Here is a 15,640-nt window from a genome sequence, read left to right as displayed (position 1 = left end):
GGATCGGTGCAATCCATCGCACGTGGAAGCTGTTCTTGGGCGATCGCCGTGCTTGCGGCGGCGGCGATCTTCCTTGCCGGGGCGGGAGCCGCACAGGCCGCCGGCCTGGTCTACGCGCAGGAAGTGCCTGTCGTCGAGCTCGACCCGCTGGCTGGCTACGTCAACGCCCCCTCGCCCTACGAAGTGGGGCTCGTCTTGTATGAAGGGCTGGTACGGTTCGACGCCGATCTCCGTTTCGAGCCCGCGCTGGCCACGGAGTGGAGCGTCTCCGACGGCGGGCTCACCTGGACCTTCCGGTTGCGCAGGGGGGTCCGCTTCCACGACGGCACGGCCTTCGATGCCGAGGCAGTCCGATTCAACCTGGAACGCTCCATGGATCCGAAGCAGAACCCTCTCAACCGGCCGCTCTGGGATCCTCTCGAGTCGGTGCGCGTGATCGACCCCCATACGGTTTCGATCACCACCAAGAAGCCGTTCCCGACGCTGCTCAACACGCTGGCCCACGGATCGGCGGCCATCGTCAGCCCGTCGGCGGTGGCCCGGTACGGTAAAGCCTACGACCAGCATCCGGTGGGAACCGGGCCGTTCCAGCTGCGGTCCTTCCACCCCGGCTCCGAGGTGACCGTGGAGCGGTTCGACGGCTACTGGGGTCCGGCCGCCGGCGTGGACGAGATCACCTTCCGGTACATACCCGATGTCACCTCCCGGGTGGGGCTGCTGCTCGCCGGGCAGGTGGACGTGGCGGCAGCCGTTACCCCGCAGGACACCGTTCGGCTGGCGAGCGATCGCCGGGTACAGGTCATCTCCCAGCCGACCCTTCGGACGGTGGGCATCGGCATTCACGTGCTCAACCCGGATCTGCAGGATCCCAGGGTCCGCCTGGCCCTGAACCACGCGGTGGACAAGGAAGGGATCGCTCGGGCGATCTTCATGGGGCAGGCGCAGGTCCTGGAATCGCCGCTGGCGCCCGACGCCACGGGCTACCGGGACATCGGCAGGCGTGCGTATGATCCGGACCGGGCCCGGGCGCTGCTGGCCGAGGCCGGCTGGACGCCGGGGCCGTCAGGTATGGTGCAAAAGAACGGCCGGACCCTGACCCTTACCTTCATCACCTCGGAAGGCTCCTACCCGAACGACCTGGTGGTGGTGCAGGCGGTCACCCACCAGCTTCGTAAGGTGGGCGTGGACGTCAACATCCATAAGGTGGATCGGGCGGGGTACTGGGATTACCTGAAGGTACCGGCCGAGGATGCCGGTTTCGACCTGTTCATCTGGGCCTTCAACCCCTCCAACGGCGACGGCGGATACGCGCTCTCGTCCCTCTTCCTCTCGAACAAGGATCCCCTGGGGGTGCCGACCGTCTGGAACATCGGCAGGTACGCCAACCCGCAGGTGGACCGGTTGCTGACGCAGTCGGACCAGACGGTGGATCCTGCCCGGCGAAACGAACTCCTCGGTGAAGTTCAGCGGATCCTGATGGAGGAGAACCCCTACATCTGGCTCTACGCCGAGATGCGTCTTGTGGCTGCCCGTAGCGACGTTAATGGGCTGGTGGTGCTGCCGACCCTCTTCACCGACCTGAGGCAGGCCGGGCGCTAGTCTGGGTACGCATCGGGCCCCGCCGACCCAACGACGGTGGGGCCCGGTGCGACCCGTCGCAGGGCATCAGGGATGGGAGGGCCGGTCCGATGGCTGGCATGGCCAGGTTCCTCATACGCCGAACCCTCCGGGCCATCATCGTGCTGGCGGTGGTGGTGACCGCGGTCTTCTTCGTCTTCCGCATGGCGCCGGGGGATCCGGCCCGGCTGGTGGCGGGTCTCGGCGCGTCGGAGGAGGCGGTGGCGGCGGTTCGGGCGGAGATGGGGCTGGACCGGCCTCTCGTGTCCCAGTACGTGAGCTACGTCCAGGGCCTCTTCCACATGGATCTGGGTCGCTCGGTGCTGTATGGAAAGGACATCGCTGCCGTCATCGCCGAGCACGTCCCGCGCACCCTGGGGCTGGCGGCGGCGGCTCTGGGCCTGGCGCTCCTGATCGGGCTCCCGGCGGGGATCGCCTCGGCGGTCTGGCCGGGGTCCGTCATCGATCAGGTGGCCGCGGCGGGTACCGTCGCCCTCCTGAGCATCCCCAACTTCTGGCTGGGTCTTTTGCTCATCAGCCTCTTCGCGGTGCAGTTGCACTGGCTGCCGGCCGGTGGCAGCGGTTCGGCCTGGGCCCTGGTGCTGCCGGCGGTGGCCGTCGCGGCCCGTCTCGCCGCGGTCTTTGCCCGCACGGCTCGGTCTGCGATGCTGGACGTACTAGGCCAGGACTACATTCGCACAGCGGTGGCCAAGGGGATCGCCTCCCGCCGGGTGGTGCTCCGGCACGGGCTGCGAAATGCGCTGATCCCCGTGGTGACGGTGGTGGGTCTGCAACTGGGGTACCTCCTGGGGGGGTCCGTGGTGGTGGAGACCCTCTTCTCCTACTCCGGGCTCGGCTTCTTGCTGATCAACGCCGTCGGGGTGCGGGACTACGCGGTGGTTCAGGCCCTGACTCTGGTGTACGTGGCGGCCTTCCTGGCGATCAACCTTCTGGTGGACCTGGCGTACGCGGCCATCGATCCACGGATTCAGTACCAGTGAATCGGGACGGGGGCCGATCATGATGGACGGAAGGACGGGAGCGTCGGTTGCTGGCAAGCTTCCAGTAGCCCCCAACCTCCGGGCGGCCAGGCGGCGGGACTGGCGCGGGCGCCTGGCCCTCTGGCTGCTGGTGAGCATCGTTCTCCTCGGTGTGGCGGCACCCTGGATCGCACCGTACGATGCCGCGGGCCAGGACCTCCTGCACGCCTTGGAGGGCCCATCGCGGGCGCACTGGCTGGGGACCGACGAGCTGGGACGCGACATTCTGAGCCGCATTCTGTACGGAGTCAGCCGGACGATCGTCATTCCAATGGCCGGTGTGGCTCTAGGGGCCTCGGTGGGGATCCTGCTCGGGCTTGTAAGTGGCTACCGGGGTGGGTGGGCGGATCAGGTGCTCATGTCGATCACCGACCTGGTCCTCACGTTCCCCTCCATGGTTCTGGCGGTGGCCATCGTCGCGGTGATCGGTGTGGGCGAAAGGGCGCTGGTGGTAGCCGTCGCGGCCGGCGCCCTGGCGGGACCGGCCCGCATCGCCCGGGGCGCCACGCTGGCCGTGAAGAACAAGGAGTACTTCGAAGCGTGCCGAGCCCTTGGCGTGCCCGATCGCCGGGTGCTCGTCCGACACGTGGTTCCCAATGTGGCCTCGCCGCTCATCGTCCAGGTCACCCTGGAGTTGAGCCAGGCGGTGCTCCTCTCGGCGGCGCTGGGGTTCCTGGGGCTGGGCGTCCAGCCACCTGCGCCCGAGTGGGGCACCATGCTCAGCCAGGCCAGGGGGTTCGTCCACCTGGCGCCGCACATGATGCTCTTCCCCGGCTTGGCCATCGCCCTTCTGGTGCTGGGGCTGAACATGGCCGGGGACGCTCTGCGCGACCGGCTTGACCCGACGGCGACCCGGGGGCGGAAGCTCTAGCCCGAAGCAACCGGTGGACGCGGTCGAGACGATTCTTGGAAGGATGCATGCCGTCGTGAGCGTGGAGAAGACGCTGCTCCAGACCATCGGACGCACGTTGGACCACCTGATTGCCGCCGACCTGACGGCCCGGGGCGTCGTTGACGCGCTCTTCGAAGCCGCCCGTTCCGATGCGCTGGCGCGGTCTCAGTCCGACCCACGGGCGCGGCAGGAGCCGGCCGCCGGCCAAGCGCCTCCCAGCCTGCTGGCCACGGTCGCCGGCGCCCTCGCCGGCCGGCTGGGCCAGGCGGGGCCGGGCACCCGGGCGATCCTGGCCACCGGCTATCCCTCGCGCTCCTGGATGTTCGACGATCTGACCGAGACCGACGGCCCCGTGGGTGTCGCGGTCCTGGCCCGGGTGCTGGAGGAGGCCTGGGGCGTCGTCCCTGTGGTGGTGACGGGCCGGCAGCTCGTCCCGGTCGTGGCCGCCACCCTGAGGTCAGCCGGCCTCATCGTCGGCACCCTTGAGCAGGCGCTTCGCTCGAAGCCGGGCCCGCCTGCGGCTGCGGCGACGGCGGTGGTCCCCTTCACCTCCAACCAGGAGTCCGCCGTGAGCGAGGCGCAAGCCTTGCTCGAGCAGGTGGTGCCTGCGCTCGCTCTCTCGGTGGAGACGCCGGACCGGGCCGCCGACGGGAACTACCACAACGTTTCGGGCCGGGAGGTGCCGCCCCGTCTGGTGGCTGCCGCCCACGTGCTCTTCACCGAGGCTCGGAAGAGGGGCGTTCTCACGGTGGGCATCGGTGACGGCGGTAACGAACTGGGCATGGGAAACCTGGCCCCGGACCTCTCCCGCTGGATGGAAGGGGCGGGAGCCTTCCTCGCACGAACCGAGGTGGACCTGGCCATCGCCGCGGCGGTCTCCAACACGGGGGCCTTCGGGCTCGCGGCGTCCCTGGCGGCGGCCGCCGGGCGGCCGGATGTGCTCGACCGCATCGACGTGGGCCGGGTGATCGAGCGTTGCTCGGACGCCGGTGCCGTGGAGGGCGTGAGCAGCCGGGTGGATCCCATGTCGGACGGCGTGCCGCTTGCGCTCAACCGGGCCCTGTGGGACCTGATGCGCTTCGCGGTCGCCAAGGGACTGAAGGGTTGGCAGAAGCTCTAGCTCGAGCATGCCAGCAGGGCTGGGGAGGGTCCGGCCGGCGCCCACGAACGGGCGCGGGCCGCAGGCGTGGGGAGGAGAGGGGGGCGGGCGCCGTGGACCAGAGGGTCTATCTGACGCTGGACCTGGGTACCAGCGGCTGCCGGGCGGCCGCCTTCACGGGCGACGGTCGTCGTCTGGCGCACCGGCGGGCGCTCTACCCTACGGAAACACCCAGACCGGGCTGGGTGGAGCAGGATCCGAAGGAATGGGAGAAGGCGGCCCTCGAGGCCCTGGGGCAGGTGATGGGGGACCTGCTCGCAGCAGGGATCAGCGGCGGTGACGTCGCCTCGCTGGCCGTGACGGGCCAGATGGCGGGGTTGGTCCTGGTGGACGGGGAGGGGGGCCACCCCTACCCAGCGCTGCCCTGGAGCGACCGGCGGGCGGAGCCGGTCGTCACCCGCCTGCAGGCGGAGATGGGGCCCCGGTACTACGAGACCACCGGGTGTCATGCGTCGTCGGTCTACCCCGCCGTGAAGCTGATGTGGATCGCCGCGGGCGGTGGGGGTGAGGAGCTTCGGCGGGCTGTCGCCGCGGCCCGCTGGGTGCTTTCCCCCAAGGACGAGCTCCTCCGTCGTCTGACCGGCAGCCCGGGTACCGATCGTTCGTGCGCGGTGGCCACCGGTCTCTGGAACCTGCAATCTGACGGCTGGGATGAGGCGCTCTGCCGGATGGCGGGGGTGCGGGCCGAGCAACTCCCCCCCGTCCTCCCGATGACCGCGAAGGGCGGCGGGATGCGGAAGGAGCTGGCCCGGCGGCTGGGCCTCCCTGCGGGCCTGCCGGTCCTGATGGGGGCGGGCGACGGGGTCTGCCAGAATCTGGGCGTCAACGTGATGGAGCCCGGGGATATCGCCCTCAGCCTCGGAAGCAGCGGTGTGGTGCGGGGTGTCACCTCCGAGCCCCTGATCGACCGGCGTCCTGGTGGCCCGCCGAGGGTGACCGCCTACCCCTTCGTGGGCGGCGCCTGGGTGACCAACGGGGCGACCGCCAACGCGGCCGGCGTCTTCGACTGGCTGGCGCGGATCCTGGCCGGCGGCAGCGGCCTGCCCCTCGAAGGGATCGATGCCCTTGCCCCGGGCTCGGAGAACGTTCTCTTCCTTCCGTACCTGGCGGGGGAACGAAGCCCTCTCTGGGAACCGTCGGCGCGCGGCGTCTTCTTCGGCCTGACCGGCTCCACGCGGCGCGTTCACCTGGTGCGGGCGGCGGTGGAAGGGGTCGCCATGGCGATGCGCCGGCTCCTGGACGCTTTTCGGGAGCATCAGCCGCCTCCCAGGCAGGCGGCGCTCGCGGGAGGGGCAGGCACCGATGCCCGGATCGCTCAGATCCTGGCCGATGTGCTGAAGCTGCCGCTGCTTCGCTTCCCCGAGCCGGGGTTGGAGGCCCTCAGGGGCGCGGCCATCCTGGGGGCCGCGGCCGGCGACGGCGCCGGCGATGCCTTGGCGGATGCGGTGCGGCGAGCGGCAACGCAGATCAACCCGCCCGTACCCGAGCGGTTCGAGCCGCGCCGGCCGGGAGCGTACGACGAGGTCTACGCCCGTTTCGTGGAACTCACCGATGCCCTGATGCCCCTCTTCAGGCGCTGGGCGTAGCGGGACGGCGCGACGGTCCGAACGAATGGGGGAGAGACGTGTGAGCTACTGGCAGGAAGCCCTGGGTCTGCCCCCGCTGATCAACGCGGCGGGGAAGATGACGTATCTGGGCGCGTCGACGCTCGACCCGTCGGCGGTGGCAGCGATGGGACGGGCGGCTGGTGAGTATGTGGACATGGCCCAGCTCCACCGTGCGGCTGGCAGGCGGGTGGCCCAATGGGCCGGCGCGGAAGACGCCGTGGTGACCTCGTGCGCCGCGGCCGGCATCGTCACCGCGGTGGCCGCGTGCCTGACGGGCCCCGATCTGGGAAGGGCGCGCCTCCTTCCCGACACCTCGCGGTTCGCCCGCCGGCGGGTGGTGCTGCAGAAAGGCCACGCGGTCGACTTCGGCATGGAGATCGTGCAAGCGGTACGGTTGACGGGAGCGATCCCGGTCGAGGTGGGGAGCGTCAAGCGTTGCGACCCCAGCCAGATGGCGGTTGCCCTGGAAGAACCGGCCGCGGCCGTTCTCTACGTGGTCTCGCACCATGCGGAGCAGGACGGGATGCTCTCGCTGGAGCAGGTGGTGGAGATCGCCTCGAAGCGGGGGGTTCCCGTGGTGGTCGATGCCGCCGCGGAGATGGACCTGAATCGGTACCTCGCAGCGGGGGCGTCGTTGGTGGTCTACAGTGGCCAGAAGGCCTTCGGCGGGCCCACGTCGGGCGTCGTGGTCGGGCGTGCGGATCTGATAGCGGCGTGCCGGGTGCAGGACAAGGGCATCGCTCGCCCCATGAAGGTGAGCAAGGAAGCCATCGCCGGGTTTCTGCGGGCTCTGGAGCAGTACGCCGCCACCGAGCCGGCCGACCTGACCCGGGAGCTGGAAGCTCGGGCGGCGGCCCTGGCAGACCGGCTCCGATCCGCTCTGGAGACGGCCGGGGCCGCCCGTTACGCTCGCATATCGCTCCAGGGCGATGCAACCCGCCCGATTCCCCGGGTCGCCCTGGACCTGGACCCGGCAGCCGGCGCCCTCACCGCCTCGCAGTTGGTGGCCGCGCTCGAGGGAGGGTCGCCCAGTATCCGCACGCGGAACCACCAGGTGGATTCGGGGCGGATCCTCTTCGACGTTCGGACGCTACGGGACGATCAGCTCGAGGTGATGGCCCGAAGGGTGGGCGAGTGCCTCACATCAGGAGGTATCCACCATGACAAGCAAAGCTCGTAAAGTACGGGTCGCCTCGGCCGGCCGGCCCTACTCGGCGGCCGTTCAGGCGGGGAACCTGGTCTGGTTCTCGGGGGTGACGCCGCCGCGACCGGTCATCCAGGAGAGCGACGCGATGGTGGTTCAGGCCGAGGCTTGCCTGGCCCGGTTGCAGGGTGTGGTCGAGGAGGCCGGCCTCACCCTGGACGACGTGGTGCGGACCACCGTCTACCTGGTCGACGCCGCTGACTTCGACGCCATGAACGAGGTCTACCGGCACTTCTTTCCCGAGGAGCCGCCGGCCCGCACCACGGTGGTCTCGGGCCTCTGCGTGCCCGGCGCCCGCATCGAGGTGGACGCCGTGGCCGTCGTGCCTCGGGAGGGGTGAAGGGGGCGGGCCGCGTGACAAGACGAAGGATCTTCAGACTGACTGCGTCCCATCGTAAGGCCCCTCCCCCCACAGGAATCCGCCCCCTGATCACGAATCGCCAGAAATGGAGGGTATTCACTCCGCGCCTCGGGGGGCGTGGGTGTGGGAGCCGGAGCGCGCTTCCCGCTGTACGAGCGGGCGGAGCAGATGGGGCTGCTGGACGGGGCCAGCGGGCTCGTGGTCGCGCCCACGGCGACCGGGAAGTCGTTCATCGGTCGCTCGGCGATCCGGCGCGTGCTCGATCGGGGCGACGGGCGCACCCAGGTCTACCTGGTTCCCTTTCGGGCCCTTGCCCGGGAAATCTACGAGAGCTTTCTCGACGAGCTTCAGGCGACGACGTACCGGATACGCATCGCCACGGGCGACCACCGCGACGCGATCCGGCCCGAAGAGAGCGACCTGCTGGTCGCCACGTACGAGAGCTTCGACGGGCTCCTGCGTCGCTCGGCGCTGCGGCCGGGGGTGGTGGTGGCCGACGAGTTCCACCTGGTGGCGGACGAAACGCGAGGTCCGGCGGTGGAGGGGCTGGTGGCGCGCCTCCTCCACCTGAGGAGGGCGCCGACCCTCATCGCCCTCTCGGCCGTGGTCGAGAACGCAGACGAGCTGGCCCGGTGGCTGGGCGTGCCGCTGCTCCTGGGGTCGGCGGCGGATCGGCCGGTGGAGTTGGAGCTCGCGAGCCGGTGGGTTCCCGACATGGACGGCGCGCTGGGCCAGCTGGTCGCCGAGGCGGTGGACGAAGGATCCCAGGCGCTGGTCTTCTGCAGCTCCCGGCGGGGGGCGGAGGCGGTTGCCTCCCGGCTCGCGCCGCTGGTGGCCGAGCGGCTGGGGGAGCGGGAGCGGCAAGCGCTGGCCGAGCTGGCGGACCGGCTCAGCGGCGAGGACGACGAAACCGGCCGGGACCTGGCGGAGGTGGTGCCGGCGGGGGTGGCCTTCCACCACGCCGGGCTTTCCCGCTCTTTGCGCCAGCAGGTGGAGGACGCTTACCGGGACCGGCGCTTGCGGGTGCTGGCGGCCACGCCCACCCTGGCCGCAGGCGTCAACCTGCCGGCCGAGGTGGCGGTGGTACGGGACGTCTTCCGGGCGGAGCCCTTCCGGGGCCGTTTCCGCTACGTCCTGCTCTCGAGCGGTGAGCTGCTGAACATGATGGGGCGTGCGGCCCGGCCGGGCCTGGTGGGGCGGGGGCGGGGCCTGGCGCTCTTGGACCAGCGGCACCGGCAGGACCCCGAGGTTCAGGCAGTGGTCGCCGCCATCGAGAAGGGGCGGGGCGGGGAGGTTCAGAGTCGCCTGCCCGACAGCTTCGAGGCGCTGATGCGTTTCGTTCTCTCCACGGTGGTCGAGCGGGGCGAGACCACCCGCGACGACATCGCCGAGACCTTCCGGCACACGCTAGCCCACCACCAGCGGCAGGAGCCCATCCATTTCGACCGCACCCTCACCGAGGACCTGCTGGAGGACATCCCCGCCTACGAGAAGGTGGTGAAGGCCGGCGGCTCGCTCCGGCTGGTCGAGGCCAGGGCGGTTCCCTCGGGCGTTCGGGCCGTGGTGCGGTCGGGGGACCACGATTACCACGTGACCCTCTCGGTGGCGGGCCTCGAGTGCGACTGCCCCGCGGCGCAGAAGTTCTTCCGCAACCAGATCTGCAAGCACCAGGCGTGCGCCCTGGCCACCCTCATCTCGGCTTCCCCCGGGGCGGCCGATCCCGAGGTGTACGCCCGGGCGGTCTACACCAGCGGCCACCTCTTCACCAGGACCCTGGACCTGGGCACCCGGCTCAGCATGGCCATCGACCTCCTGGCCCGCTGGTCGCTCATCGAGCGGGCGCCCTCCGGATGGAGGGCGACACCCGTGGGCGAGATGGCCTCGGCTTCGGGATTCGACCTGCTGCTGGTCCACGAAGCGGTGACGCGGATCCACACCGTGGACCAGGCCACCTGCCGCGACGTGGCCCGCTGGGCCGTGATCGACTTCTTCGCCGACGAGAAGGAGGAGGCCCGCTGGCTGGAGGCGCTGGACCCGTGGCTGGATGAGGTGGAGCTAGGACGCTTCCGGTTGCCGGAGCGTTACCGGGGTGATTTCGAGCGCCGTCTGGAGGACCTGGCCCGGGTGGCGCGCCTCTACCAGAGGGCGGCGGAGGTGCTGGGAAAAGAGGCCGTCGCCCGGGCGGCCAAGGAGGCGGCGGGGGCGGTCGAGTATGGCGTCGGGCCCGAGTTGGTGCCGCTCATGGCCCTCCGCTTCCCCCAGCTCGGGCGGGCACGCGCCCGGCTCCTCTACGAGCGGGGCGTCACCGACGTCCAGGCGCTGGCTGCGTCGGATCCCCAGGCCCTCGCCGACCCCCGCCGGATGCCCGCTCGACTCGTGGCCCCGTGGGTGGAGCGGGCCCAGGAGATCGTGCGGGCCCGGGCGGTGGCCGCTGCCGACCAGGAGGAGGCCGAAACCGAGCTGGACGAGCTCCTGGCCCGCTTCCGGGTGGCGCCGGAAGCGCTGGAGCCCTGAGGGGCGAGCCCGGCAAGGGAGGTGCCGGATCGGTGAAGGGTTCTCAGCTCAGCCCTGTTCAGCAGGAAGCCATCCGGCACCCGGCTCGGCGGCTCCACGTGGTGGCGTCGGCGGGGGCAGGGAAGACCGAGGTCCTGGCCCGCCGCTCCGTCTGGCTCATGACCGAGCACGGCGTGCCGCCGGAAAGCCTCATCGCGTTCACCTTCACCGAGAAGGCCGCCGGCGAGCTGCGGCAGCGCATCGAGGAGCGCGCGGCCGAGGCCGATCCCGGCTTCGCCGAGCTCCCGCCCGTCTCCCGGGGTATGTTCGTTGGAACCACCCACGCGTGGGCCCTGGAGGCGCTGAAGGCCATGGGGGCGCCCTACGAGCTGGTGGACGTGCTGGACGAGGCCGCCGAGTGGAGCCTGCTCCAACGGGTGGCGCGCCGGCTGGGCGTGCTCGAGCTCTTCGCCGCGGCGGAGGATCGGGACGAGGTGCAGGTGGCGGTGAGCCCGGCGGTGGAGCGCTTCCTCCGCAGCGCCGAGGTGGTCCACAACGAGCGGATCCCCATCGGCCTCCTGGCGGGCCAGGCGCCCGAGTTCGCGGCCGTGCTGCAGCGCTACGAGCGCTTGCTGCTCGAGATGCGCGTCCTGCCCTTCCGCATGCTCCTCGGGCACGCGGCCGACGCCCTGGCTCCCGGCGGGCCCTTGCGCCGGCGTCTGGAGGGCAGGGTGCGGCACGTGCTGGTGGACGAGGCGCAGGACTTCAACCGGGCCCAGGAGGAGATCCTCCGCCACCTCATGGACCTCGGCGCCGCCGTGACCGTCGTCGGCGATGACGACCAGGCCATCTACCAGTGGCGGGGCGGCGACGTGCGGATCTTCACCGACTTCGACGGGCGCCACCCGGAGGTCGAGCGCATCCAACTGACCACCAACTACCGCTCCCGGCCCGAGATCGTCCGCACCGCGGCGGGCGTGGCGGGCCGCCTGCGCGAGCGACTCCCCAAGGAGCTCCGGACGCACCGGGAGCCGCTACCGCCGGGGTCCGTGGAGTTCTTCGTGGCCGAAACGCCCTCCGACGAGGCCGAGCGGATGGCCGGCCGCATCGACCGTCTCCTGGCCGAGGGTCACCGTCCGGCCGAGGTGGCCGTCCTCCTGCGCTCGGTGCGCACCGCGGCCGGGCCCTTCGTGAACGCCCTGCGCCGTCGGGGCATCCCCGTGACGGTGGTGGGGCAGACCTCGCTCCTTTCTCGGCCCGAGATGGCCCTGGTCGCCCGCATCTTCGTCTTCTGGACCACGCCCGGCCTGGAGCCCGCCTCCTGGCGCCCCGATCCCCACTCCGCCCCGGAGACGGTGACCCCCGAGGAGCTGGCCGGCGAGGTCGCCGGGGTGACGGGGATGGCGCCAGAGCAGGCAACCGCCCTCGTCACTCGCCTGGCCGGCCTGGGGGACCAGGTCCGGACCCGCGGCGTGGGCGACCTCATCGCCCTTTACCACCAGCTGCTCGCCCTCCTCGACCTCCCCCGGGCGGGCCGGGCCCACGAAGAGTTGGGGCTTGGGCGCATGTCGACCCTGCTTACCTCCTTCGAGCACTCGCTCCGCCGGGCCGCCCCGGCCTGGCTCTACGAGACCGTCGAGGCCCAGGAGGCGGAGGAGGACCGGCTTCTTCAGGCCGAGGCGGGGGAGGGCGGAGACAACGGGGGAGAGGGCGGGGAAGACGGGAGGGAGGGCAAGGCCGTGCGCCTCGGCCTGCCTCCTGGCGAGGTGTTTCTGGCTCGCCTGAGGGCCTTCCTGGAGGCGTTCGTCGGCCGGGCGGCCGAGGAGACCCCCGACACGCTCCCAACCGCCGCCGAGGCGGTGCAGGTGATGACCGTCCACCAGGCGAAGGGCCTCGAGTTCCCCGTCGTCTTCGTGCCGTCGCTGGTGGAGCGCCGGTTCCCGTCGGCCCGGATGGGGGAGCGGCAGGTCTGGTACGTGCCCGAGACCCTCTTCGACCGGGCTCGTTACGAGGGCCGTGAGGACGACGAGGCCCGACTCTTCTTCGTGGCACTCTCCCGGGCCCGCGAGCTCCTGGTGCTGAGCACGTTCACCCGGTACGAGAAGGGCGGCAGGACGAAGCCCTCCCGATTCCTCCTCTACCTGGCCGAGGCCCTCTCGGCGGCGCAGCAGCTCCATTCCGTCCATCCGGCGGCGGTGGCGGTGCACGGCGATCGCCAGCTCTTGGTGCTGGACTTCTCGAGCCTCCTCCTCTACGAGGGCTGCGCGTACCGCTACTGGCTGAGCCGGGTCTGCGGCTTCCAGCCTGTCCTGGCCCGGGAGCTGGGCTTCGGGCGGCTGCTCCACCACGCGGTGGCCGAGCTGGGACGCCGGACCCTGGCGGGGGCGGCCCCGCGGGCGGCCGACGTGCCCTCCATCGTGGCGCGGTCCTTCTACCTCCCCTTCGCAGGGTCGATCCCCAGGGCGCGCCTCCAGCAGGCGGCCGTCCGTCGCCTCACCCACTACATGGAACGCCACGGCCAGGAGCTCCGCCGGGTCCTCCAGCCCGAGATGCGTTTCGAGGTCCCGCTGAGCGGCGCCCGGGTCCGGGGGCGGGTGGACCTCCTGCTGCGGAGGGACGGGGAGGGTGCAGGGCGGGAGGCGAGGCGTGAGGAACGGGACGGGGAGCGTGGGGAACGGGGCGGGGAGCCCCTGCAGGTGGAACTGGTCGACTTCAAGACCTCCGAGAACCGCCCGCCCTCCGAAGCCCACCAGAACCAGCTTCGCCTCTACGGCCTCGCCTGCCGCCGGCTGGGCTACGACCCCGTCGGGCTCTTCATTCACGATCTGGACGTGGACCAGGGCGGTCGGCTGCGGGTGGAGGAGGACGACGGCAGCCGGCGGGCTTTCGAGGCTCTGCTGGAGGAATGGGTAGACGGGATCCGCTCGGCCCGGTTCACCCCCAATCCCGGACCGACCACGTGTGGATCGTGCGACTTCCGCACGTTCTGCGCGCACTCGGTGATGCGGGGAAGGGTGGCGTAGGGGGTGAGTACGCGGGTCGGTAGCAAGAAGCGTGTGCGGGACGGCTGGGCAGCGGGGCGCACGACGTCGGCTTGCGATGCGTGGTGCCGGGAGAGGCGGAACCAGCCCTGATGTGAGATCGATCGAGGTTCAGGAGGTGACCTGCTGTGCCGGCATCTGGCGGGATACATAGTGTTCTGCAACGGCTGGCGCATACCTTCACGGCGCTCGATATCCTGGGGTTTTGACATAGGAGAGCGGCTGGGAGCAGGAAGGCCGGTAGGGGTGGCACGGGAGCGTGGCAAGGCGAGGGTGGAGTCCGGCGAGACGGTCGCGGCCGTGAGGAACCTGGGGCGAGGGCTTCCAGAGGAGAAGAGGCCTCAGCCTCCATCTTGTGCTTGCCATGGCCGTGGGTGACGGTTCGGGTCCGGGACTGGACGTGGCCCTTCTTCCCCTGGGCCTCCGAGCAGGCGAGCCTGTGGACGAGCATCTTCTTCTTCGCCGGGACGACGAAGGCGATGCCCTGCTGGTCGAGCCAGTGAAGGGTGGCACCGTCCAGGCAGCCCCGGTCGACGAGGACCTTGGCGACTCGGGCGCCGCCGGGCGAGAGGTTGCTTTGGGCTTGGCGCACCAGCCTGCGGGTGCAGAGCGTCTCGTGGCGCTGGATCTTGACGACGATGTCGGCAACGGGGATCTGGGTGGCCAGATCGAAAGCTACCACCACCTTGAAGCCGAAGACCAGCACCTCCACAACCTTCGGGCGTCCCGCCCGATCGGTCACCTTCTTCTCCCGCTTCGCCCGTCCGGCGCCCCGGCACCTGCCGGTTGTCTCCACGTCGGTCCCGTCCAGCACCAAGGTAACCTCCCGGGGGAAGACACCGAAGCGGGCCAGGCACTGGATGGCCTGATTGAAGCAGGCCGCGGCCTCCCGGAGGACCAGGTCGGCGAGGAAGTTGGCCACCATCTGGGCGCTGAAGGGCTTCGGCCGTTCCTTGTCCTCGCCTCGCTTCTCCTCAGATCGCCGGCTGAGCCCTTCTTCCAACCAGCGGGCGTTGAAGCCCATGAGCTTCACGGTTGAGGGGTCGCTGAAGAGCAGGGCGGGCATCGCATAGAGGTGCTCGATGCCCAGGAGCGTCTTGATCATGTGAGTGAGAAGGATGAGGGAGGCGGCTCGACCATGAAGCGCTCCCGGCGGCTGGGGCGCAGGCGCTCGAGGTAGGCGAGGAAGCCGATCTCTCTGAGGAAGGCCATGAAGCCGTCGAGAAGCCCACCCTCCTCGAGGTTGTGGACCGCATCGAGCTCCCGGTGCTCGGCGACGGCACGGGCGAGCCGGGCGTCGTCCCGCTCGGCGACCTGCCAGTCGAGGCGCTCGAAAGGGCCTGCTTCATCTGCCCTCTCCTTTTCCGGAGCCAGCTCGAATCGGCCACGGCCTGCGTTCCCTGCCACCTGCCGGAGAGTGTTCCGACAACTTCACGCCCCGTCGCCGAATTCCTGCCTCCCACTGGCGCCGACTCGAGGTTTTTCTCGCCGCTCCGCCACACTGCGGGAAGGCCTATGTCAAAACCCCAGGGTGCCAAAGCACCGACCCTCGTGGGTGAACCGCTTAAGGGAGCACGGCCAACCTAGAAGTTCCCACGGAGCCTGGCCGCCCGGGACGATCGGGGGGCCGACTTGTCGGCCACTCGAGGAGGGCCTGACTCTGGTGTGCGATCTTTCGTCGGTAACAGGTCCGACCTTACCTCCGTCGCGAGCGCCGCTCTCTCTCGATAGCCGCGGACATCTCCTGGTGCGCGCTAGAGATGCGCCGTCGGCACTTCAACAACTCCAGGATAAGCCGTACGTCTTCATCGGTCGCTCCATTCTCGCCCAGTTCGATGGCCAAGAGAGCGAGTCTCTGGTCGGGGGACACGTCTCGCTCTGTGTGACCCAGCAGGTAGTCGGTAGACACCCCGAAGACGTCCGCCATGCGCAAGAGCAGGTGGAACTCCGGTGTCCGCACGCCGCGCTCGTACGATGAGATGCTGTTCTTGGTGACTCCAATCAGCGCCCCCAAGTCCTGCTGTGTCATCCCTTTCGCCTCACGCAGCTGGCGGAGACGGGTGGGGAATCCCAAGGCGCGGTAACCTCCCCAAGCTCTTCCGTATCACATTCTGTTAACCGCGCTAGGCTTCCCATCCTCCGTAACGATACGTGTACTACGACTTGACAATACACAGAACGTGTACTACACTGGGATTCAGTTACCATTTGGCCGCTGGGGGGGAA

12 protein-coding genes are annotated in these 15,640 nt (G+C 70.2%); 9 read left to right on the top strand and 3 right to left on the bottom strand.

Going from position 1 to position 15,640, the window contains the following annotated elements; all coding sequences use genetic code 11:
* The first annotated feature begins 6 nt into the window (after positions 1-6).
* The 9 genes from LIP_RS10435 to LIP_RS10395 all read left to right on the top strand — a co-directional run bounded on the left by LIP_RS10435 (position 7) and on the right by LIP_RS10395 (position 13,396).
* Positions 7-1,599 carry an ABC transporter substrate-binding protein gene (locus tag LIP_RS10435; protein WP_082726169.1) on the top strand — a complete coding sequence of 531 codons (1,593 nt, stop codon included), beginning with the start codon at positions 7-9 and terminating at the stop codon, positions 1,597-1,599.
* An 89-nt stretch (positions 1,600-1,688) separates the two neighbouring features.
* On the top strand, positions 1,689-2,618 hold the full coding sequence (locus tag LIP_RS10430; protein ID WP_068137857.1) for an ABC transporter permease: 930 nt from the start codon (positions 1,689-1,691) through the stop codon (positions 2,616-2,618).
* 19 nt (positions 2,619-2,637) lie between these two features.
* Complete coding sequence (locus LIP_RS10425) at positions 2,638-3,528, top strand: ABC transporter permease (RefSeq protein ID WP_068137854.1); 891 nt, start codon at positions 2,638-2,640, stop codon at positions 3,526-3,528.
* Positions 3,529-3,583: 55 nt separating this feature from the next.
* The gene (locus LIP_RS10420) at positions 3,584-4,669 is read left to right on the top strand and encodes a glutamate cyclase domain-containing protein (protein WP_158509637.1); all 1,086 of its coding nucleotides are present in this window, start codon (positions 3,584-3,586) and stop codon (positions 4,667-4,669) included.
* 92 nt (positions 4,670-4,761) lie between these two features.
* Positions 4,762-6,294: a xylulokinase gene (locus LIP_RS10415; RefSeq protein WP_068137848.1), complete on the top strand. Its 1,533-nt coding sequence runs from the start codon at positions 4,762-4,764 to the stop codon at positions 6,292-6,294.
* Positions 6,295-6,334: 40 nt separating this feature from the next.
* A complete protein-coding gene (locus LIP_RS10410) occupies positions 6,335-7,495 on the top strand; it encodes a PLP-dependent aminotransferase family protein (protein WP_068137846.1) in 1,161 nt (386 codons plus the stop codon).
* A complete protein-coding gene (locus tag LIP_RS10405) occupies positions 7,476-7,859 on the top strand; it encodes a RidA family protein (RefSeq protein ID WP_068137844.1) in 384 nt (127 codons plus the stop codon). Before LIP_RS10410 ends, LIP_RS10405 begins: the two co-directional genes overlap by 20 nt.
* 144 nt (positions 7,860-8,003) lie before the next feature.
* A complete protein-coding gene (locus LIP_RS10400) occupies positions 8,004-10,394 on the top strand; it encodes a DEAD/DEAH box helicase (protein WP_068137841.1) in 2,391 nt (796 codons plus the stop codon).
* Positions 10,395-10,426: 32 nt separating this feature from the next.
* Positions 10,427-13,396 carry an ATP-dependent helicase gene (locus LIP_RS10395; RefSeq protein ID WP_068137838.1) on the top strand — a complete coding sequence of 990 codons (2,970 nt, stop codon included), beginning with the start codon at positions 10,427-10,429 and terminating at the stop codon, positions 13,394-13,396.
* On the opposite strand, the gene LIP_RS20555 is transcribed toward LIP_RS10395, so the two are convergent.
* The 3 genes from LIP_RS20555 to LIP_RS10380 all read right to left on the bottom strand — a co-directional run bounded on the left by LIP_RS20555 (position 13,308) and on the right by LIP_RS10380 (position 15,488).
* A complete protein-coding gene (locus LIP_RS20555; RefSeq protein WP_407936409.1) occupies positions 13,308-14,339 on the bottom strand; it encodes a transposase in 1,032 nt (343 codons plus the stop codon). The genes LIP_RS10395 and LIP_RS20555 overlap by 89 nt on opposite strands.
* 176 nt (positions 14,340-14,515) lie before the next feature.
* Positions 14,516-14,821 carry a hypothetical protein gene (locus LIP_RS10385; RefSeq protein ID WP_068137833.1) on the bottom strand — a complete coding sequence of 102 codons (306 nt, stop codon included), beginning with the start codon at positions 14,819-14,821 and terminating at the stop codon, positions 14,516-14,518.
* Between the two features lie 289 nt (positions 14,822-15,110).
* Positions 15,111-15,488: a helix-turn-helix domain-containing protein gene (locus tag LIP_RS10380; protein ID WP_068137830.1), complete on the bottom strand. Its 378-nt coding sequence runs from the start codon at positions 15,486-15,488 to the stop codon at positions 15,111-15,113.
* Positions 15,489-15,640: the final 152 nt, after the last annotated feature.

Origin of the sequence: Limnochorda pilosa (assembly GCF_001544015.1) — a bacterium.
GTDB lineage: Bacteria > Bacillota > Limnochordia > Limnochordales > Limnochordaceae > Limnochorda > Limnochorda pilosa.
The sequence above is the reverse complement of the archived record's forward strand: the minus strand, read 5'-3'. Positions and strand labels throughout refer to the sequence as shown.